The following is a 21028-nucleotide window of genomic DNA, read 5'->3' on the forward strand; positions in this document are numbered from 1 at the left end:
CCCGGCCGTCAGGGCGCCCGCAGCAGTCTGTTGATGGTCGGCGCGATGTCTTCGAGGTCGAGCACGAAGTCCGCGAAGCCCGTGCTGACCGCGGCCTTGGGCATGCCGTGGAACTCGGCGGACGCCGGGTCCTGCACGATGACCGTGCCACCCCGCGCCTTGACCTGCGCCACGCCCAGGGCGCCGTCGCCGTCGGCTCCGGTGAGCACGCAGGCGATGACCCGCGGCCCGAACGCCCGCACCGCCGACTCGAAGAGCGGGTCGGCCGCCGGACGCGCGTAGTTGACCGGGCCCGCCCGGCTGAGGGAGAGCTCCTTCGGGTTCTTCACGCACAGATGATGATCGGGCGGCGCGATGTACACCGTCCCCGACCGGAGACTCTCCCCGTCCTCCGCCAGTTTGACGTCGAGTCGGGTGGCGCGGGACAGGATCGCGGCGATGGCGGTCTCGCGTGACCGCCTGAGGTGCTGGGCCGCGAGGACGGGCACCGGAAGCGAGGGCTCCAGTCCGCCCATGAGGGTCTTCAGGGCGCCGATGCCACCGGCCGAAGCGGCGACGAGCACGACGTCGGCCCGCTCCGGATTCTCACTGCGTGGGCTTGCAGACACCCTGTCAGCCTATCCCCGTCAGTCCGCCATGAAGCGGTCCCACAGCTTGGGGTAGCGCCGCGCCATCACCGACTCGTCCTCGAAGTCGAGCGGCGTGCCCTCCGGTTCGGCCGGGGCGGGGGCGACGCCGAGTTCGGGCGCGATGACGCCGGTGAGCTGCTCGTACGCCTCGTCCGCGGCGTAGCCGAGCTCCTCGCCGTCGCCGTCGAGCTCCTCGTCGAAGTCGTCCAGGAGGTCGGCGAGCGCGTCCGGGTCGTGCACCGCACCCTCGAAGACCTCCCGCCCCTGGCCGATCAGCCAGCACCGGAACCAGTCGAAGGCGTCGTCGCTCGCGCCGCCGAGCAGCACCCAGGCCGCACCCCACAGGTCCCAGCGGTAGGCGCGGTTGTAGCGGGCCTCGAAGTGACGGGCGAAGTCGAGGACGGAGTCCGGGTCGGACTGCAGCAGTCTCTCGACGAGCAACTCGGCGTGGTCCTCGGGGTCGCCGTCGGCGGCCTCGCGGGTACGGTCCACGATCTCCCAGAACTCCGTCTCGTCCATCACGGGTCCAGCATCGGTCCTGCGGGGTGGGGGCGCACGCGGAGTGCGCCGGAATGCGGCTGTCTCGTTATCCGTGCACATGCCCGTGGAAAAGGCGACAGTGGTTGTCGGCTTTTGGTGGAAACCTCAAGGACATGGAGACCACGCAGAACCTGACCGGAAAGATCGCCCTCGTCGCGGGCGCCACCCGCGGCGCGGGCCGCGCCATGGCCGTGGAGCTCGGCCGCGCCGGAGCCACCGTCTACGTCACGGGCCGCACCACCCGCGCGCACACCAGCGAGACCGGCCGCAGCACCGAGACCATCGAGGAGACCGCCGAACTCGTCGACGCGGCGGGCGGCCGCGGCATCGCCGTCCCCACCGACCATCTGGAACCGGAACAGGTGGCCGCCCTGGTCGAACGGATCGACCGGGAGCAGGGCCGCCTGGACATCCTCGTCAACGACATCTGGGGCGGCGACGTCCACGTCGAATGGGACAAGAAGATGTGGGAGCACGACCTCGACAAGGGGCTGCGCATCCTGCGCCTCGGCATCGAGACCCACATCGTCACCAGCCACCACGCGCTGCCGCTGCTCACCAGGAACCCCGGCGGCCTCGTCGTCGAGGTCACCGACGGGACCGCCGAGTACAACGGCCCCACCTACCGCAAACCCTTCTTCTACGACCTCGCGAAGGCGGCCCCGCTGCGCATGGCGCGCGACCTCGCCGAGGAGCTGAAGGAGTACGGCTGCACCGCGCTCTGCCTCACTCCGGGCTGGCTGCGCTCCGAAGCGATGCTCGACACCCACTTCAAGGTGACCGAGGACGACTGGCTCGCAGGCTGCGAGCAGAACCCGCACTTCGCGATCTCCGAGACCCCGACGTTCGTGGGCCGCGCGCTCGTCGCGCTCGCCGGCGACCCGGACGTGGCCCGGCACAACGGGACGTCGCTCTCCAGCGGCGGCCTCGCCAAGGAGTACGGCTTCACGGACGTCGACGGCTCGGCGCCCGACGCCTGGCGGTACCTCACGGAGGTCGACCAGGAGAGCGCGACCGCCGACGTCACCGGCTACCGGTAGAGCGCGGCCGCCCTGGCGGTCGCCTCCGCGAAGCGTGCGCGCAGACTCGGCGGCTCCAGGACCTCCGCCTCCGGGCCGAGGGCCAGGAGCTGCGCGTACGCCACGTCCTCGTTCTCGACGGGCAGCGTGACCGTCACCCTGCCCGACGCGTCCGGCTCGCCCGCCGTCCCCATCGCCTCCCGTGCGACGGCGCGGTCCGTGGCGTACGGCAGCTGACGCACGCCCGCCTCCGAGAGTCGCACCACGGCCTCGGACCGCAGGATCGCCCGCGCGAACTGCTCGGCCCGCTCCTCCCAGAACCCCGGCAGGTCGAACTCCTCGTCCCGCGCGAACCGTTCGTCGCTCGCGTCGACCGCGGTGAACCGGTCGATGCGGTACACGCGGAACGCTCCCGACTCGGGCACCCGCGCGCACAAGTACCAGACCCCGGCCTTCAGCACGAGCCCGTACGGCTCCAGCTCCCGCTCCACCTCGGCCTCCTGGCGGCGGTAGCGGGCGCTCACCCGCCGGTCGTCCCACACCGCGTCCGCCACGGCGGGCAGCAGCTCGGGGGCGGGCGTCTCCCTGAACCAGCCCGGCGCGTCCAGATGGAACCGTTGCGACGCGTTCTGCGAGGCGTCCCGCAGCGACGGCATGAGCGCCGCCGACACCTTCAGGCGGGCCGCCGACGCCGCGTCCGCGAGCCCCATCTCCCGCAGCGCGCCCGGCACCCCGGACAGGAACAGCGCCTCCGCCTCGCTGCGGCCGAGCCCCGTGAGGCGGGTGCGGTAGCCGCCGATCAGCCGGTAGCCGCCGGCGCGGCCCCGGTCGGCGTAGACGGGCACGCCCGCCTCGGACAGCGCCTGAGCGTCGCGCGTGATCGTCCGCTCGGACACCTCCAGCTCGGCGGCGAGCTCGGCGGCGGTCATGGAGGGCCGGGCCTGGAGCAGCAGGACCATCTTGATGAGGCGGGCGGCACGCATGGGTTCATGATGCCGCGCGGACAGGCCGGTTCAGGCCGACCACGGGTCGTCGGTGCTGCCGGGCCCGCCGCGGCCCCGGGTGCCGTACCACTCCAGCTGTTTGCGGATCTCCTGCACGGCGTGGTCGGCCCTGTTCTTCATGAAGTCCAGGCCGCCGACCCATTCGTTGGTGGAGAGACCGATGACGATCGCGATCTCGTGCCCGGCCACGCCGATCTCGATGCTCTGCTCGGTCGTGACGTGCAGGGCGGTACCGGACCGGTCCCTGATCCAGTCGCCGCGGCGGACGACGTCCTTCGAGCCGCCCCCGGGGGAACCGGGAACGGTGATCCGGTTGTTCTTGGTGACGATCCTGTTGATGTGCTGATAGCCGTACGCCTGGCACTCCTCGTCCTGGAACGAGCCGGTGGCCATGTCCAGTTCGCACTGGAACGAGCTGATGTTCCAGTCGGTCATGTAGATCACGGCCACGGCATACGCCGAGAACCGGGTGACCCCGTCCTTGCCCGTGGCCATGACGACGTGCCGGGTGTCCGTGGGAATGCCGATGAGCGGCAGCGGTTGGGCGCCACCGGCGAGTCCGGGCCTGGCCCCGGCCAGCTGATCGCGGCTCAGGTTGAGCCGGTTCAGGCCTTCGTCGATGATCCAGCCGAGGGAGAGGTTCAGCCAGTCCTCCATCTGCTGGTCGGTCGGTTTGGGTTCGGCCAGGTCGTACTGCCTCCGGTACTCGCCCTGCCGGTACCGGTTCGTGCGCCGGATGTCGAGGAGGTTCCGTGCGGCGGAACCCCCGCCCCACAGCCCGCCGATGGCCAGTGCGACACCGAGCAGCACACCCAGCCCCGAGGTCGAGATCAGGACGAGTCCGAGGACGAGGCATCCGGCCCCGACGACGATGCCCGCCGTGGCCCCCGTCTCGCTCTCCAGGGGCGGCTTCGGCGGAGTCTGGCGGAAGTACTTGCCGACGCTCTCGGCCCGGTAGGTGTCCATGGCTATGCCCCTTTCGACGACACCAGCCGCCGCCAGGCGGGGGAGGCCGGGGCCGGGACGTGCTGCACGATCTCCTGTGCGTGTTCGGGGCCGCACTCACTCGCCCGAGTACGGATGCCGAGGGCGTGGGGGGAGGAGAGCCCCAGACCACGCGGAAGGTAGAAGTCCTCTTCGATGACGCCGAGGAGGCTTCTGGCGTGCCCGCACCCGTCGTCCAGACGCAGGGCCGCGTTCAGCTCCGCCACCACGGCGTCGATCCGCTCCGGGCGGTGGGCGTGCGGGCCCCGGCCCCGCAGCAGGGCGAGGGCGAGGTAGTAGCGGGCGTCCGGATTGCGCGGGAACCGGGACACGAGGCCTCTCAGCCGGGTGGCCGCGGCGTCGTACGAACGGTCGGCCAAGTCGTCCACGGCGGTGCGGAAATCGGGTTCGGCGGCCAGTTCGTCCGGCACGAGCCATCGCAGGGCCGGCCAATGCCGGGCGATGGTGAGCAGCGGGATCAGCCAGCCGATGCCGCGCCGTTCCATGTCCAGGGTCGGCATCGCGACCACGCGGCCGGTCCGTGTCTCCAGGGCCGGGCCGCCGCTGAACCCGCCGGTGATCGGGAACCCGCCCAGGGCGTCGTGCCGTACTTCCACGCACGTACCGGTGGCGTCAGGACCCGAACTGACCACGTCCGCCCAAGTGCCCTGCGCGTCCGTGCCCTTGGGGAATCCGAAGGCGCGCAGCGCGGTGCCGGGCGCCAGGGGCCGCAGTGGCCCGAGGGGGGCGGGGGACACACCGTGGGGGACCCGGCGCAGTTCGAGTACGGCGATGTCGGCCCCCGGACCCGCGTGTTCCCAATCCGGTACGGGCAGGGTGACGGTGCCCCGGACCGGGTCGGGCACGGTGGCGAACCCCACCGTGACCTCGTGCAGTTTCCCGACGACATGCGCGCAGGTCAGTGCCTGCGTCGGGCTGACCAGAAAGCCCGAGCCCCGTTCCGCACCCTCCACGCGCAGCCGCCAGGGCTGCGACTCGGCGGCCGTACTCATGGCTCTGGGGTGGGCGGAGAGTGGCGCCAGACCATTTCGACCGCGAGATGCCCCTCCGCGGACGCTTTCGCGATGACGGCTCCGGCCTCCGTCGTGAACTTGATGCCGAAGGAGACGGTGATCTCTTGCGGATCGAGGGAGTGGCGCAGGGTGCGGAGCGCCGAGCCGACCGCATCACGCACCGCGTCGAGCCGCTCCGCGAACTCACCGACGGCGACCACGACCGTGTCACCCCGGCCCGCCCTCTTCACCCGGTCTCCGGCGTCCTCGACCTCGACCACGACGGGTTCCCCGCCCGAGACGTCGAACCGTACGAGCTCAGTCATGTGCCCGCCCCCCTGGAAGTCATCCCAGTACAGCAGGCGGGGGCAGGCGCTTATAGAGGCCGAACGGCCCCGGCGTACCTACCGCCGGGGCCGTTCAGGTGCGGATGGGGCCTCAGAGGCCGTAGCGCTCGCGCGCCTCCTTCACCGCGGAGGCCGGCACCTCGCCGCGGCGGGCGAGCTGCGCCAGCGCGGCGACGACGATCGACTCCGCGTCGATGCCGAAGTGGCGGCGGGCGGCGTCACGCGTGTCGGACAGACCGAAGCCGTCCGCACCGAGCGAGGAGTAGTCCTGCTCGACCCACTGCGCGATCTGGTCGGGCACCTGGCGCATGTAGTCGGAGACGGCCAGGACCGGGCCCTGGGCGCCCTCGAGCGCCGTACGGATGTACGGGGTGCGCTCCTCGCCGCGCAGGAGGGCCTCGTCGGCCTCCAGCGCGTCGCGGCGCAGCTCCGTCCACGAGGTCGCGGACCACACGTCGGCGGCCACGCCCCACTCCTCGGCGAGCATCTTCTGCGCGGCGAGGGTCCAGTGGATGGCCGTACCCGAACCGAGCAGCTGGATGCGCGCGGCGTTGGCGGCGGGGGAGAGCCCGGCCGACTCGGCGGTGTTGAAGCGGTACAGGCCCTTGACGATGCCCTCGTCGACACCCGCGGGCTTCGCGGGCTGCGGCATGGGCTCGTTGTAGACGGTGAGGTAGTAGAAGACGTTCTGGTCCTCGCCCTCGTGGGCCTCGCCGTACATGCGGCGCAGACCCTCCTTGACGATCGCGGCGATCTCGTACGCGAAGGCCGGGTCGTAGGAGAGGGCGGCCGGGTTCGTCGCGGCGATCACCGGCGAGTGACCGTCCGCGTGCTGCAGACCCTCACCCGTCAGCGTCGTGCGGCCCGCCGTGGCGCCGACGAGGAAGCCGCGGCCGAGCTGGTCGCCGAGCTGCCACATCTGGTCGGCCGTGCGCTGCCAGCCGAACATCGAGTAGAAGATGTAGAACGGGATCATCGCTTCGCCGTGCGTGGCGTACGCGGTGGACGCGGCGATGAAGTCCGCCATCGAACCGGCCTCGGTGATCCCCTCGTTGAGGATCTGGCCGTCCTTGGCTTCCTTGTAGTACATCAGCTGGTCGCGGTCGACCGGCTCGTACGTCTGGCCCTTCGGCGAGTAGATGCCGAGCGACGGGAAGAGCGACTCCATGCCGAAGGTGCGCGCCTCGTCGGGGACGATCGGCACCCAGCGCTTGCCGGTCTGCTTGTCGCGTACCAGGTCCTTGACCAGGCGTACGAACGCCATGGTCGTCGCCACCGACTGCGAGCCCGAGCCCTTGTCGAAGGAGGCGAAGGTCTTGTCCGCGGCGGCGGGCAGCGGGGCCAGCGGCTGCGTGCGGCGGGCCGGGGCCGGACCGCCGAGCGCGGCACGGCGCTCCTGGAGGTAGCGGACCTCGGGGGAGTCGGCGCCCGGGTGGCCGTAGGGCACCTGGCCGTCGACGAAGGCGCTGTCCGGGATCGGCAGACCGAGCAGGTCGCGCATGTCCTTGAACTCGTCCACCGTCAGCTTCTTCATCTGGTGGTTGGCGTTCTTGGACTCGAAGCCCTTGCCGAGGGTGAAGCCCTTGACCGTCTGCGCGAGGATCACCGTCGGCGCACCCTTGTGGGTGAGCGCCGCACGGTAGGCCGCGTAGACCTTGCGGGCCTCGTGGCCGCCGCGCGAGAGGTGGAAACACTCGCTGATCTTGTCGTCGCTGAGCAGCTTGCCCAGCTCGACGAGCGCGGGCTCGGAGCCGAAGAAGTGCTCGCGGATGTACGCGGCGTCGCGCGTCGCGTACGTCTGGAACTGCGCGTCCGGCACCTCGCGGAGGCGGCGGACCAGGGCGCCGGTGGTGTCGAGCTGGAACAGCTCGTCCCAGGCGTTGCCCCACAGGACCTTGATGACGTTCCAGCCGGCACCGCGGAACTGGGCCTCCAGCTCCTGGACCACGCGGAAGTTGGCGCGGACCGGGCCGTCGAGGCGCTGCAGGTTGCAGTTGATGACGTACGTGAGGTTGTCGAGACCCTCACGCGCGGCCAGTGCGAGGGCCGCCGTCGACTCGGGCTCGTCCATCTCGCCGTCACCGAGGAACGCCCACACGTGGGAGGCGGAGACGTCCTTGATGCCGCGGTTGGTGAGGTACCGGTTGAAGCGCGCCTGGTAGATGGCGGAGAGCGGGCCCAGACCCATGGAGACGGTCGGGAACTCCCACAGCCAGGGCAGGCGGCGCGGGTGCGGGTAGGAGGGCAGGCCGTTGCCGCCGGCCTCCTGGCGGAAGTTGTCGAGCTGCGCCTCGTTCAGACGGCCGTCGAGGAAGGCGCGGGCGTAGATGCCGGGGGAGGCGTGGCCCTGGATGTAGAGCTGGTCACCGGAGCCGGGGGCGTCCTGGGATTCCTTGCCCTTGAAGAAGTGGTTGAAGCCGGTCTCGTACAGCCAGGCCGCGGACGCGAAGGTCGCGATGTGGCCGCCGACGCCGTGCTTGGAGCCGCGCGTGACCATGGCGGCCGCGTTCCAGCGGTTCCACGCCGTGATCTTCCGCTCCATCTCCTCGTCGCCGTCGACAGCCGGCTCGGCGGAGGTGGGGATGGTGTTGACGTAGTCGGTCTCGAGGAGCTTGGGCAGCGCCAGGCCCGCGCCCTCGGCGCGCTCCAGCGTGCGGCGCATGAGGTATGCGGCACGATGCGGCCCGGCCGCCTCGGTGACGGCGTCCAGGGAGGCCTGCCATTCGGCGGTCTCCTCGGGGTCGCGGTCCGGGAGCTGGTCGAGCTCGCTCGGCTGGATTGCGGAGGGGTCGGTCATGTCGCCGCCTTCCTGAGTCGGAGGGGGTCCCCTGTTCGGTAAGGGGTGGGGGTGCCCGGTGTCTTTGGCAGGACAGGGCGTGAAGCTCTGGTCTGAGCCCGTCGGAGACTGTAACTCCGTGATCGATGATCGATCAAAGGGTTGAAGAGGAAAACCTCTCAATCCCGAGAAAGTAGGCATCCGGTGCCAGTAAAGCGGGCACGCGGTGCCTTCGATTTGAAGGGTTTGCGCAGGTGAGAGCACGTTTGCAGTCAAGGCGCCACGGATGAGCGTGGGTGTCACGGGCGCGGCGCGCACCCGAGGACGTGGGACTTCACCAGGTCCGCGATGCCCGGATCGCGGCGCCGGAAGGCGGAGACCAGGGCCTCGTGCTCCTCCGCGTACGACTGCTGGACCGTGCCCAGCCAGCGGATGGAGAGCGCCGTGAAGACCTCGATGCCGAGGCCCTCCCAGGTGTGCAGCAGCACGGAGTTGTCCGCGGCGCGCACCAGCTCGCGGTGGAAACCGACGGTGTGCCGCACCTGGGCCGTGCCGTCCGAGGCCCGGTCCGCTTCGTAGAGGGCCGCGACGTGGGGCTCAAGGGCCGAGCAGTCCTCGGCGAGCCGCTCGGCCGCCAGCTCGGCGGCGATGGCTTCCAGGCCCGCACGGACCGGGTAGCTCTCCTCCAGGTCGGCGGCGGTCAAGTTGCGGACGCGCACACCCTTGTTGGGCGCCGACTCGATGAGCCGGAGCGTCTCCAGCTCCCGCAGCGCCTCACGTACCGGGGTCTGCGAGACCTCCAGCTCCACCGCGATCCGGCGCTCCACGATGCGCTCGCCCGGCTTCCAGCGCCCGCTGACGATCCCCTCCACGATGTGCTCGCGGATCTGTTCGCGCAGCGAGTGAACGACGGGCGCGGTCATGTGGGCTCCTCCGGCGGGGGCAGCGCCCCAGGGCGTTGTGACCCCTAGACAATACGGCGACGCCCCCGTCCGGAAACCTCCGAACGGGGGCGTACGCGCTGATGAGACGAGTCTTACAGCCGCGGGGGCCGCAGGACTACAGGCCGAGCTCGACCTCGAACTCGCCGGCCTCCAGGATCGCCTTGACCGCGGTCAGGTAGCGGGCGGCGTCCGCGCCGTCCACCAGACGGTGGTCGTAGGAGAGCGACAGGTACGTCATGTCCCGCACCGCGATGGTCTCGCCGAGGTCGGGGTGGTTGATGACGACCGGGCGCTTGACCGTGGCACCGATGCCGAGGATCGCGGCCTGGTTCGGCGGCACGATGACCGTGTCGAACAGGGCGCCGCGCGAACCGGTGTTGGAGATCGTGAAGGTGGCGCCGGACATGTCGTCCGGGGTGAGGCCACCGCCACGGGCCTTGCCGGCCAGCTCCGCGGTCTTCTTCGAGATGCCGGCGATGTTCAGGTCGCCCGCACCCTTGATGACCGGGGTCATCAGACCCTTCTCGGCGTCCACGGCGATGCCGATGTTCTCCGAGTCGAAGTACGTGATGGTGCCTTCGTCCTCGTTGATCCGGGCGTTGATGACCGGGTGGGCCTTCAGCGCCTGGGCGGCGGCCTTGACGAAGAACGGCATCGGGGAGAGCTTGACGCCCTCGCGGGCCGCGAAGGAGTCCTTCGCCTTGGCGCGCAGCTTCATCAGCTTGGTGATGTCGACCTCGACGACCGAGGTCAGCTGGGCCTGCGAGTGCAGGGCCTTCATCATGTTGTCGCCGATGACCTTGCGCATGCGGGTCATCTTGACCGTCTGGCCGCGCAGCGGCGAGACCTCGAGGGCCGGAGCCTTCGAGGCGGCCGGAGCGGCGGCGGCGGCCGGGGCCGGAGCCGACTTCTTGGCCTCGGCGGCGGCGATGACGTCCTGCTTGCGGATGCGGCCGCCGACACCGGAACCGGTGACCTCGGAGAGGTTCACGCCGTTCTCGGTGGCGAGCTTGCGGACCAGCGGCGTCACGTACGCACCGTCGTCGGCCGGGGTGGCCTGGGCCGGGGCGGCGGGCGCGGCCGGAGCCGGGGCGGCAGCGGCGGGCTGCGCCGGGGCGGCGGGGGCGGCGGGGGCGGCGGGGGCGGCGGCCGGAGCGGCCGGGGCCGCGGGCTGCGCGGGGGCGGCCGGGGCCGGAGCCGGGGCCTCCTCCTTGGCCGGGGCGGCCGGAGCCGGAGCCTCGGCCTGCGCCGGAGCGGCACCGGGCGCACCGATGACGGCGAGCTTGGCGCCGACCTCGGCGGTCTCGTCCTCACCGACGACGATCTCGAGCAGCACGCCCGCGACCGGCGAGGGGATCTCCGTGTCGACCTTGTCCGTCGAGACCTCGAGGAGGGGCTCGTCGGCCGCGACCTCCTCGCCGACCTCCTTCAGCCAGCGGGTGACGGTGCCCTCGGTGACGGACTCGCCGAGCGCGGGCAGGGTGACCTCGGTGCCCTCGGCGGAACCGCCGGACGGGGCGGGGGCGGCGGGTGCCTCGGCCTGGGCCGGGGCCTCCTCCTGCTTCGGGGCCTCCTCCTGCGCGGGGGCGGCCGGGGCCTCCTCCTGCGCCGGGGCGGCCGAGCCGCCCGCGTCGCCCGAGCCGTCGTCGATGACGGCGAGCTCGGCGCCCACCTCGACGGTCTCGTCCTCGGCGACCTTGATGGAGGCCAGGATGCCCGCGGCGGGGGAGGGGATCTCGGTGTCGACCTTGTCGGTCGACACCTCGAGCAGCGGCTCGTCGGCCTCGACGCGCTCGCCCTCGGCCTTCAGCCAACGGGTGACAGTGCCCTCGGTGACGCTCTCGCCGAGCGCCGGAAGGGATACGGAAACCGCCATGGTTTCGGTTACTCCTTACAGAATTGCGGAAGTCTGGTCGTCTCGTCGCGCCCGAATGACCGAGGGTCAGTCGTGGGAGTGCAGCGGCTTGCCCGCCAGGGCCAGGTGGGCCTCGCCGAGCGCCTCGTTCTGGGTCGGGTGGGCGTGGATGAGCTGGGCCACCTCGGCCGGCAGCGCTTCCCAGTTGTAGATCAGCTGGGCTTCGCCGACCTGCTCACCCATGCGGTCGCCGACCATGTGGACGCCGACCACGGCACCGTCCTTGACCTGGACGAGCTTGATCTCGCCCGCGGTCTTGAGGATCTTGCTCTTGCCGTTGCCCGCGAGGTTGTACTTGAGGGCGACGACCTTGTCCGCGCCGTAGATCTCCTTGGCCTTGGCCTCGGTGATGCCCACGGAGGCGACCTCGGGGTGGCAGTACGTCACCCGGGGCACGCCGTCGTAGTCGACCGGGACGGTCTTGAGACCGGCCAGGCGCTCCGCCACCAGCATGCCCTCGGCGAAGCCGACGTGCGCGAGCTGGAGGGTCGGCACCAGGTCGCCCACGGCCGAGATGGTCTCCACGTTGGTCTGCATGTACTCGTCGACGAGGACGTAGCCGCGGTCCATGGCGACGCCCTGCTCCTCGTAACCGAGGCCCTGCGAGACCGGGCCGCGGCCGATGGCGACCAGGAGGACCTCGGCCTCGAAGGTCTTGCCGTCGGCGAGGGTCACGCGGACGCCGTCCTGCGTGTACTCGGCCTTGTCGAAGAAGGTGCCGAGGTTGAACTTGATGCCGCGCTTGCGGAACGCGCGCTCAAGAAGCTTGGAGCTGTTCTCGTCCTCGACGGGCACGAGGTGCTTGAGGCCCTCGATGACCGTGACGTCGGCCCCGAAGGACTTCCAGGCCGAGGCGAACTCGACGCCGATGACGCCGCCGCCCAGGATGATCGCGGACTTCGGCACGCGGTCCAGGGTCAGGCCGTGGTCCGAGGAGATGATGCGGTTGCCGTCGATCTCCAGGCCCGGCAGCGACTTCGGCACGGAGCCGGTCGCGAGGAGGACGTGGCGGCCCTGGACACGCTGGCCGTTCACGTCCACGGAGGTCGGCGACGAGAGCTTGCCCTCGCCCTCGATGTACGTCACCTTGCGGGAGGCGACGAGACCCTGGAGGCCCTTGTAGAGGCCCGAGATCACGTCGTCCTTGTACTTGTGGACGGCCGCCATGTCGATGCCCTCGAAGGTGGCCTTCACGCCGAACTGGTCGGCCTCGCGCGCCTGGTCGGCGATCTCGCCGGCGTGCAGCAGCGCCTTCGTGGGGATGCAGCCGTTGTGCAGGCAGGTGCCGCCGAGCTTGTTCTTCTCGATCAGTGCGACGTCCAGGCCCAGCTGCGCTCCGCGCAGGGCCGCGGCGTAACCGCCGCTACCGCCGCCGAGAATCACTAGGTCGAAAACGGTGCTGGCGTCGTTCGCCACGTCACGTCCTCCATGCATGTGCGCCGTACGCCGGACCCCTTTTCGCGGGGGACGACCGGTCGGTCGGCTGGTATTCGGCCGCTCTTGTTTCGGCCCTTTGGTGGGGGCCCTGTCCTGCCGAGAACCCATCTTCGCACTTGTCGGCGGGAGACGGGACGCCGGGCCAGGCTGTGAGACGTCGGATCACCTGTCTCCAGGGCCATCTCTTGCGTACGAACGTACGGATTTCGTCCAGGGCGAAATCACACAGGGCCCCGGACACCAGACGGGTCCGGGGCCCTGTGCACGTCCGTGGGTCAGCCCAGGTCGCCCGCGGCGGTGTGCTCGGCGAGCCGGACCAGGGTGCGGACCGCGGAGCCGGTGCCGCCCTTGGGGGTGTAGCCGTACGGGGCGCCCTCGTGGAAGGCCGGGCCCGCGATGTCCAGGTGGGCCCAGGTGATGCCCTCGCCGACGAACTCCTTCAGGAAGAGACCGGCCACCAGACCGCCGCCCATGCGCTCGCCCATGTTGGCGATGTCGGCGGTGGGGGAGTCCATGCCCTTGCGCAGGTCGCTGGGGAGCGGCATCGGCCAGGACGGCTCACCGGCCTCCTCGGCGATCTCGTGGAGCGAGGCGCGGAAGGCGTCGTCGTTGGACATGATGCCGAAGGTGCGGTTGCCCAGCGCCACCATCATGGCGCCGGTCAGCGTCGCCACGTCGACGATCGCGTCCGGCTGGTCCTCGGAGGCCTTGGCGATGGCGTCGGCCAGGACCAGGCGGCCCTCGGCGTCGGTGTTGAGGACCTCGACGGTCTTGCCGCTGTACATCCGCAGGACGTCGCCGGGGCGGGTCGCGGATCCGGACGGCATGTTCTCGGCGAGCGCCAGCCAGCCGGTGACGTTCACCTCGAGGCCGAGGCGCGCGGCGGCGACGACGGCGGCGAAGACCGCGGCGGCACCGGCCATGTCGCACTTCATGGTCTCGTTGTGACCGGCGGGCTTCAGCGAGATGCCGCCCGAGTCGTACGTGATGCCCTTGCCGACGAAGGCGAGGTGCTTCGTGTTCTTGCCTGCCTTGGAGCTCGTGTACGAGAGCTTCACCAGGCGCGGCGGGGCGTCGGAGCCGGCGCCGACACCGAGGATGCCGCCGTAGCCGCCCTTGGTGAGGGCCTTCTCGTCGAGCACCTGGATCTTGATGCCGTGTTCCTTGGCGGCGGCCTGGGCGACGGCGGCGAAGGCCTCGGGGTTGAGGTCGTTCGGCGGGGTGTTCACCAGGTCACGGGCGCGGTTCAGCTCCTCGGCGACGGCGATGGCGCGCTCGACGGCGGCCTTGTACGCCTTGTCGCGGGGCTTGCCGCCGAGCAGGGCGACCTCGGCGAGCGGCGCCTTGGCGTCCTTGCCGTTCTTCTTCGTGGCCTTGGCGTCGGCCTGGCCCTTGTACGCGTCGAACGAGTAGGCGCCGAGCAGGGCACCCTCGGCCAGCGCGCCGGCGTCCTCGGCGTCCTCGACGGGCAGCGCGAACGCGGCCTTCTTCGAACCGGTGAGGGCGCGCGCGGCGGCACCGGCGGCGCGGCGCAGGGCGTCCGTGCCGTACGTCTCGTCCTTCTCCGGGACCTCGCCGAGACCGACCGCGACGACGACCGGGGCCTTGAAGCCGGACGGCGCGGGAAGCTTCGTCACCTCACCCTCGCCGCCCGAGGCGCCGAGGGTCTCCAGGACGGACGCGAGCTTGCCGTCGTACGCCTTGTCCACGGCCTCGGCGCCGGGGGCGACGACCAGGCCACCCTTGGATCCAGCGCCCTTCGCGACACCGACGACGATCGCGTCGGCACGGAGGCCGGTCGCGGCGGCGGTGCTGAGAGTCAGAGCAGTCACGGTGGTGAGGTCCTCTTTCAGTGAGTTTCGTCGGGCTGTGGGGTGGTGAGCCCGTCGCGAGCCTACGCCCGTGAGCGCTGCGGTGCGCCTCACTGTGTGTGTTCGGCGCGGTGTCAGCCCAGGGCGAGCACGACCAGGGCGCCGGTCGCCGCCGTCTCCGCGAGGCCGCCGAAGACGTCTCCCGTGACCCCGCCGAACCGCCGTACGCAGTGCCGGAGCAGCAACTCGGCGGCGCCGAGCGCGAGAACGACGGCCGCCGCGCCCCGCACGGCACCGGCCGCCCCGAAGAGCAGACCGGCGGCCGCGGCGGCGGCCACGGCGAGGACGGCGACCCCTGCCGCGCGGGCCCGCGGGACCACTCCGGCGACGGCGGCGCCGAGCCCTTCGGGGCGGGCCGGGGGCACGCCGTCGCGGGCGGCCAGGGTGAGGGCGAGGCGGGCCGCGGTCGCCGAGACGACGGCGGCGAAGGCGCCGCGGGTCCACGACGTCTCGTACAGCTGGAAGAGCACGGCCACCTGCGCGAGCAGCACGAAGAGCAGGGTGATGACGCCGAAGGGGCCGATGTCGGACTGCTTCATGATGCGCAGCGCGTCGTCGGCGGGCTTGGCGCTGCCGAGGCCGTCGGCGGTGTCGGCGAGACCGTCGAGGTGCAGGCCGCGGGTGAGGGCGGCGGGGGTCGCGGCGGTCGCGGTGGCGACGAGGAGGGGGCCCGCGCCGAGGGCCGTCAGGACGCCGCCGACGCCGGCCGCGCAGAGGCCGACGACCAGTCCCGCGAGGGGCGCGCACTGCATGCCGGCGCGGGCGGCTCCGCGGTCCCAGCGGGTGACGCGGACGGGCAGCGCGGTGAGGGTGCCGAAGGCGAAACGCATGCCGTCGGCGGGGGAGGTTCTGGACACCGCGGAAGGCTACCCCGCGGGAACGTTCCGGCCTGCGGATCACTCTTCGGGGGCGGAGGATGGGCGCATGAACGACGGGTGGGCCGCATGAACGACTGGTGGTACCGGAACATCGTCGAACCGGGGAAGCTGCCGCTGCTGCTCGCACTGCTCTCGTTCGTCGGGTCGTTCCTGGTCACCCGGACGATCACGCGGCTGATCAGGGCGGGCAAGGGGCCGTTCCGGAACATCAGCACGGGGGACGTGCACATCCACCACGTCGTGCCGGGCATCTTCCTGATGCTGGTCGGCGGGTTCTGGGCGGTGGCCGCGGGGCGGCACGGGGTGGGGCCGCTGTACGCCGCCGTCATCTTCGGGATCGGCGCCGGTCTCGTGCTCGACGAGTTCGCGCTGATCCTCCACCTCGACGACGTGTACTGGAGCGAGCAGGGCCGTAAGAGCGTGGAGGTCGTGATGCTCACGGCCGCCCTGGTCGTGCTCGTGCTCACCGGCTTCACGCCGTTGGGGGTGAACGACCTGACGCCGGTGGAGCGGCAGAACAGGGCGCTGTTCGCGCTGAACGTCGGCGTCAACTGTGCCTTCGCCCTGATCGCGCTCCTCAAGGGCAAGCTGCGCACCGCCCTGATCGGCATGGTGGTCCCGTTCGTGGCGCTGGTCGGCGCGATCCGGCTCGCCCGGCCGGGGTCGGCGTGGGCGCGGCGGTTCTACCGCAACCGGCACCGGGCACGCGCGCGTGCGGGACTGCGGGCCTTTCGGCACGACCGCCGCTGGTCGGGGCCGCGCCGCAAGCTTCAGGACTGGATCGGCGGCTTCACGCCGGGCCCGTCGTCCGGCTCGTCGTCCTCCGGCCCCGACCGGCCCGACCGGGTGTCGCCGCCCCGGTGACGCGGCGCCGGGACCGCGCACAGCACGAGCACGGCGGCGATGGCGGCCAGGTGCTCCTTGCCCGCGAGGTTGTCCTTGAACAGCACCTCGACGACCATCAGGACGGTGACCAGGGCGGCGGTGAAGTAGGCGCGGTGGCGCCAGCACACGAAGACGGCGAGGCCCACGACGGCGGCCGACGGGCCGGTGTCGACGACGTGCGCGTCGGACGCCGGGAGTCCGAGCGGGTTGTCCGGGCCCCATGCGATGCCCACGCGCGCGTAGAGCGTCCCGGCGAGGGTGGCCACGTACGCGATGAGGAGCGTGCGCCACCAGCCGAGGCAGATCTCCGCGATCCCGAAGACGAGCAGGATCTGCACCAGCGCGCCCCACACGGGCAGGTCGAGCGCGGGCACGAAGAGGGAGAGCGGGGTGCGGATCAGGGAGAGCCAGAGCGGGTCCTCCGCGCGCACGCAGCCGATGTTCTGGACGAACCGGTAACCCCAGGACTGGTTCTGCACGTACTGGAAGAGCGCGGTGAGGCAGACCGCCGCCAGCGTCATGGGCACGGCCCGCCACCGTCGGGCGGCGAGCGCCTCGCGCACGGTGGAGAAGAGTCCTCCCCACTCGGCGCGGGCGCGGCGGGCCAGGGTGCTCATCGTCTCGACTCCAGGTGTTTGCGGTGCAGCCACTTCGGCAGGCCCGGCGCTTCCAGGAAGCCCTCCGCGCGACCGGAGGCGATGCCGATGCGCAGCAGGTCGGCGCTCTTCTCGAAGAGAAGGAAGCGGGGTTCCCAGATGGGCCGGTACTTGGCGTTGGCGCGGTAGAGGGACTCGATCTGCCACCACCGGGAGAAGAAGCTGAGCAGCGACCGCCACAGGCGAAGGACCGGGCCCGCGCCGAGCCGCGAGCCACGTTCGAAGACCGACCTGAACATCGCGAAGTTGAGCGACACCTGCGTGATCTTGATCTCGGGGGCGCGTTGCAGGAGTTCGATGACCATGAACTCCATCAGGCCGTTCTCCGCGTCGCGGTCACGCCGCATCAGGTCGAGGGAGAGCCCGTGCGGCCCCCAGGGGACGAACGAGAGCAGCGCCCGCAACACGCCGTCGCCGTCCGTGCATTCGAGCATCACGCAGCGGCCGTCCGCCGGGTCGCCGAGCCGGCCGAGAGCCATGGAGAAGCCGCGCTCGGTCGCGCCGTCGCGCCAGTCGTCGGCGCGCTCCAGAAGGGCTGCCATCTCGTCGGCGGGGATGTCCTCGTGGCGGCGGATGCGGACCGTGTAACCGGCGCGCTTGACGCGGTTGTACGCCTGCCGGACGGTGCGCATGGCCCGGCCGTCCAGCGTGAACTCGTCGGTCTCCACGATGGCTTCGTCGCCCAGTTCCAGGGCGTCGAGGCCGTGGCGCGCGTAGATCGTGCCCGCCTCCTCGCTCGCGCCCATCACGGCGGGGATCCAGCCGTGCTCGCGGGCCTCGGCGAGCCAGGGCTCGATGGCGCCCGGCCAGGCCTCCGGGTCGCCGATGGGGTCGCCCGAGGCCAGGGAGACACCGCCGACGACGCGGTACGCGACCGCCGCCTTGCCGGTGGGGGACCACACGACGCTCTTCTCGCGGCGCAGCGAGAAGTAGCCGAGGGAGTCGCGGTCGCCGTGCCGGTCGAGCAGCGCGCGCAGCTTGTCCTCGTCCTCCTCGGTGAGGGGGTCGACGGCCCGCCGGGAGCGGAACGCCGCGTACAGCACGGCGCAGATCAGCAGCGTGCTCAGGATGTTGATGGCGACGTCGACCCAGCCGGGCGTGGTGATGCCCTCGAAGCGCTTGTCGTCTGCGGCCAGCGAGATCAGGCGCATGGTGCCGTAGCGCCACCGGTCGAGGAACGTCGAGCGGTAGTCGTCGTGGGCGGTGTTGGTGACAGTGACGAGCAGCGCGGCGGTCAGCGAGGCCACCAGGAGCCCGCCGGCCGCGACGGCGGAGGCCAGCTTCGGGTTGGAGCGGTCGCCCTTGGCGTAGAACTCGCGGCGGCCGACGACGAGCGCGGCGACGAAGGCGGCGGTCAGGATCAGGGAGATCCAGTTCTGCGCGTACGCACGGATCTCCGGGAAGATCATCACGAAGGCGAAGAGCAGCAGCAAGAGCCCGCTCAGCACGAGGTTGAGGATCCACGCGGCGCGCTTGCGGCGCCGCATGGTGATCGCCAGGAACAGCGTGAACACCCCCGGCGCGAAGCCGGCGGTCAGCAGGTACGGCGTGTAGTAGTTCTCCGTGTTGTGCTGCCGCACGTCCTGCCCGAGGGAGACCCAGACCGCGCTCAGGAAGTTGATGAACGTGACGGCTCTGAGGTACCAGACGGCGAACCCCGCGGCGCGGCGCTGTATGACGGTGCGTGACTTCTGTCGCCCGGCGGCGACCTGCTCATCTCCCATGAAAAGGGATCATATGGGCAGCTGACCCTTGGAGATGATCCGGCGGGTTCTGTCCGGTTCGCTCCCGCCGGACGACGCGGTCGTGCGCTAGCCCTCCGCGGGCGCCTCCACGGCCTCCGGCTTTCGCTCCGGCAGCTCCGCCGCCTCAGGCTTCCGCTCCGGCAGCTCAGCCGCCAGCGCGGCAGCGGCCTGCACCAGGGGCAGCGCGAGCAGCGCGCCCGCCCCCTCACCGACCTTCACGCCGTGCGAGAGCAGCGGCTCCAGTGCCATCCGGTCGAGGGCCTTGGCCTGCGCCGGCTCCCCGCTGTCGTGCCCCGCCAGCCACCAGTCCGGCGCGCGGAACGCGACCCGCTGGGCCACCAGCGCCGCCGCCGACGCGACGACACCGTCCAGGATCACCGGCGTACGCCGCACCGCGCACTGCAACAGGAAGCCCGTCATCGCCGCGACGTCGGCGCCGCCCACCGCGGCGAGCAGCTCCAGCTGGTCGCCGAGCACGGGCCGGGCCCGCCGCAGCGCGTCCCGCACCACCGCGCACTTGCGCATCCACGCCAGGTCGTCGATGGGTTCGCCGCCCCGCCCGGTCACCACCGACGCGTCGGTCCCGCACAACGCGGCGACCAGCGTCGCGGCGGGCGTCGTGCCGCCCACGCTCACATCGCCGAGGACGACCAGATCGGTGCCCGAGTCCGCCTCCTCGTCGGCGACGGCCATGCCCGCGCGCAGCGCCCGCTCCGCCTCCTCGGCCGTCAGCGCGTCCTCGACGTCGATACGGCCGGAGCCGCGCCGCACCCGGTGGCCCGCCACCTCGGCGGGCAGCTCCTCCGCGTCGCAGTCCACCGCCATGTCGACGACGCGGACCGGCACCTCCATGCGGCGCGCCAGGACGGCCGCCGGGGTCTCGCCGGCCAGCACGGAACGTACGAGACCGGCGGCGCCCCCCGCGGGACGTGCCGAGACACCCAGCTCGGAAACGCCGTGGTCACCCGCGAAGAGGACCACGCGCGGCCGCTCGACCGGCCGCACCGGCACCGCGGACTGGGCCGCCGCGAGCCACTCGCCGAGCTCGTCGAGACGGCCCAGCGAGCCGGGTGGCACGGACTGCCGCTCCCGGCGTTCCTCGGCGTCGCGGCGCACCCCGCCGTCGGGCCGCTCGATCAGGTCGGTGAAGTCGTCGAGATTCAGCGAGCTCATTCGCCGAACAGTACCGGGAGCGGTGCGGATGTCGCTCGAACGGCCCTGCGAGCCACGTCCGGCAGGGCATCACCGCATGACAGCACCGCATATGCGGGAATGGTCCATTACGTTCCTGTTTGTCTCGGCTTCTTCCAGGAGTGCGACCATGACCACGGATGCCGTCGCCCAGCGGGTCGCCGCCCGGCGCTCCCTCTACCTCGCCGAACTCGCCCAGGGCACCGAGCGGTTCCACGAGCCCCGCCGCCCCGACTGCCCCTGGTGCGGCTCCGGGCGTCTGCGGGCGCGGCTGCGCACCGCCGACCTGGTCCAGCACAAGCCGGGCAGCTTCAGACTCGACCGGTGCGGCGACTGCGGCCACTCCTTCCAGAACCCCCGGCTCACCCCCGAAGGCCTCGCCTTCTACCGCAGGGACGCCCGCGAGGGGCGCGCCCTGCCCCGGCTCTCCCACGCCCGCGTCCGCGCCCGCGCCCACGTCAGGGCCCGCGCGCTCGGCGCCCTCGACGAGCCCGAGTGCTGGCTGGACGTCGGCACAGGAGCGGCCCACTTCCCGGCCCTGGCCAGGCAGGTCCTGCCGTACACCTCCTTCGACGGCCTCGACGCGGGCACCGGCGTCCTTGAGGGGCTGCGGCGCGGCCGCATCGAGGAGGGCCACCGCGGCTCCCTCACCACGCTCGCAGCCCCCCTCGCGGGCCGCTACGACGCGATGAGCATGTTCCACACCCTCCAGCACGCCCCCGACCCGCGCGCGGAACTCAGGGCCGCCCGCACCGTGCTGCGCCCCGGCGGCCACCTCATGATCGAGGCCCCCGACCCCCAGTGCCGCTACGCCCGACTGCTCGGCAAGTGGTGGGCGTCGTACGGCCAGCCGCTCCACCTGCACCTCGTACCGCTCGCCGGCCTCCGCGCCGAGCTGGAGAAGCTCGGCTTCACGGTCGTCGGCGTCGAACGCCGCGCCCCGCACGTACCGCTCGACCTGGCCTCGGCCGTCGCGCTGTTCGTCAACGCCCGCATCCCCGGCCCCGACGTCCCGTGGCGCGCCAAGCCCACCTCCCCGCTCCGGCTGGGACTGCGACGGGCCGCCTGGTGGGCGACCGCGCCGCTGCTGGCCCTCGCCCGGGCCCTCGACACGCTCCTGAGCCCTCTGCTCACCCGCACCGGCTTCTCCAACACCTACCGGGTCATCGCGCGCAGGGGCGCCTGAGAGGCGTA

Annotated in this window: 18 protein-coding genes; 3 read left to right on the forward strand and 15 right to left on the reverse strand. The window is 71.7% G+C overall.

All coding sequences use genetic code 11. From position 1 onward, the window contains the following. Positions 1-8 precede the first annotated feature (8 nt). On the reverse strand, positions 9-608 hold the full coding sequence (locus AC07DO_RS04625; RefSeq protein WP_479057027.1) for a chemotaxis protein CheB: 600 nt from the start codon (positions 606-608) through the stop codon (positions 9-11). An 18-nt stretch (positions 609-626) separates the two neighbouring features. Then, a complete protein-coding gene (locus AC07DO_RS04630) occupies positions 627-1148 on the reverse strand; it encodes a DUF4240 domain-containing protein (protein ID WP_479057523.1) in 522 nt (173 codons plus the stop codon). A 134-nt stretch (positions 1149-1282) separates the two neighbouring features. Between AC07DO_RS04630 and AC07DO_RS04635 the strand changes: the two genes are divergently transcribed. Further along, positions 1283-2209, forward strand: a complete 927-nt coding sequence (locus tag AC07DO_RS04635; protein WP_479057028.1) for an SDR family oxidoreductase — start codon at positions 1283-1285, stop codon at positions 2207-2209. Here AC07DO_RS04635 and AC07DO_RS04640 read toward each other — a convergent pair. The 10 genes from AC07DO_RS04640 to AC07DO_RS04685 all read right to left on the reverse strand — a co-directional run bounded on the left by AC07DO_RS04640 (position 2200) and on the right by AC07DO_RS04685 (position 15309). After that, complete coding sequence (locus AC07DO_RS04640) at positions 2200-3171, reverse strand: helix-turn-helix transcriptional regulator (RefSeq protein WP_479057030.1); 972 nt, start codon at positions 3169-3171, stop codon at positions 2200-2202. The genes AC07DO_RS04635 and AC07DO_RS04640 overlap by 10 nt on opposite strands. Positions 3172-3201: 30 nt before the next feature. Further along, positions 3202-4158, reverse strand: a complete 957-nt coding sequence (locus AC07DO_RS04645; RefSeq protein WP_479057031.1) for a hypothetical protein — start codon at positions 4156-4158, stop codon at positions 3202-3204. Between the two features lie 2 nt (positions 4159-4160). Next, positions 4161-5189 carry a trypsin-like peptidase domain-containing protein gene (locus AC07DO_RS04650; protein ID WP_479057033.1) on the reverse strand — a complete coding sequence of 343 codons (1029 nt, stop codon included), beginning with the start codon at positions 5187-5189 and terminating at the stop codon, positions 4161-4163. Then, positions 5186-5515 (reverse strand): CU044_2847 family protein, encoded by a 330-nt coding sequence (locus tag AC07DO_RS04655; protein ID WP_479057035.1) that lies wholly within the window; start codon positions 5513-5515, stop codon positions 5186-5188. The genes AC07DO_RS04650 and AC07DO_RS04655 overlap by 4 nt, the downstream gene beginning before the upstream one ends. Before the next feature lie 112 nt (positions 5516-5627). After that, positions 5628-8333, reverse strand: coding sequence for a pyruvate dehydrogenase (acetyl-transferring), homodimeric type (gene aceE / locus AC07DO_RS04660; protein WP_479057037.1), 2706 nt, complete (start codon positions 8331-8333; stop codon positions 5628-5630). Between the two features lie 278 nt (positions 8334-8611). Next, positions 8612-9235 (reverse strand): GntR family transcriptional regulator, encoded by a 624-nt coding sequence (locus tag AC07DO_RS04665; protein WP_479057038.1) that lies wholly within the window; start codon positions 9233-9235, stop codon positions 8612-8614. Between the two features lie 136 nt (positions 9236-9371). After that, complete coding sequence (gene sucB, locus AC07DO_RS04670) at positions 9372-11132, reverse strand: 2-oxoglutarate dehydrogenase, E2 component, dihydrolipoamide succinyltransferase (protein WP_479057040.1); 1761 nt, start codon at positions 11130-11132, stop codon at positions 9372-9374. Positions 11133-11198: 66 nt separating this feature from the next. After that, positions 11199-12587 (reverse strand): dihydrolipoyl dehydrogenase, encoded by a 1389-nt coding sequence (gene lpdA, locus AC07DO_RS04675; RefSeq protein WP_479057042.1) that lies wholly within the window; start codon positions 12585-12587, stop codon positions 11199-11201. Between the two features lie 296 nt (positions 12588-12883). Then, a complete protein-coding gene (locus tag AC07DO_RS04680; RefSeq protein ID WP_479057043.1) occupies positions 12884-14440 on the reverse strand; it encodes a leucyl aminopeptidase in 1557 nt (518 codons plus the stop codon). Positions 14441-14553: 113 nt separating this feature from the next. Next, on the reverse strand, positions 14554-15309 hold the full coding sequence (locus tag AC07DO_RS04685; RefSeq protein WP_479057524.1) for an adenosylcobinamide-GDP ribazoletransferase: 756 nt from the start codon (positions 15307-15309) through the stop codon (positions 14554-14556). Positions 15310-15423: 114 nt separating this feature from the next. Here AC07DO_RS04685 and AC07DO_RS04690 point away from each other — a divergent pair, with 114 nt between their 5' ends. After that, positions 15424-16221 (forward strand): hypothetical protein, encoded by a 798-nt coding sequence (locus AC07DO_RS04690; RefSeq protein ID WP_479057045.1) that lies wholly within the window; start codon positions 15424-15426, stop codon positions 16219-16221. On the opposite strand, the gene AC07DO_RS04695 is transcribed toward AC07DO_RS04690, so the two are convergent. The 3 genes from AC07DO_RS04695 to cobT all read right to left on the reverse strand — a co-directional run bounded on the left by AC07DO_RS04695 (position 16128) and on the right by cobT (position 19816). Then, on the reverse strand, positions 16128-16859 hold the full coding sequence (locus tag AC07DO_RS04695; protein WP_479057047.1) for a hypothetical protein: 732 nt from the start codon (positions 16857-16859) through the stop codon (positions 16128-16130). The two genes, AC07DO_RS04690 and AC07DO_RS04695, sit on opposite strands and share 94 nt — an antisense overlap. Then, complete coding sequence (locus AC07DO_RS04700) at positions 16856-18622, reverse strand: phosphatidylglycerol lysyltransferase domain-containing protein (RefSeq protein ID WP_479057049.1); 1767 nt, start codon at positions 18620-18622, stop codon at positions 16856-16858. Before AC07DO_RS04700 ends, AC07DO_RS04695 begins: the two co-directional genes overlap by 4 nt. A gap of 87 nt (positions 18623-18709) precedes the next feature. Beyond that, positions 18710-19816: a nicotinate-nucleotide--dimethylbenzimidazole phosphoribosyltransferase gene (gene cobT, locus AC07DO_RS04705; RefSeq protein WP_479057050.1), complete on the reverse strand. Its 1107-nt coding sequence runs from the start codon at positions 19814-19816 to the stop codon at positions 18710-18712. A 148-nt stretch (positions 19817-19964) separates the two neighbouring features. On the opposite strand from cobT, the gene AC07DO_RS04710 reads away from it, so the two are divergent. Continuing rightward, the gene (locus tag AC07DO_RS04710; RefSeq protein ID WP_479057052.1) at positions 19965-21020 is read left to right on the forward strand and encodes a class I SAM-dependent methyltransferase; all 1056 of its coding nucleotides are present in this window, start codon (positions 19965-19967) and stop codon (positions 21018-21020) included. The last annotated feature ends 8 nt before the right edge of the window (positions 21021-21028 follow it).

Source organism: Streptomyces sp. NPDC045678, from assembly GCF_056432085.1.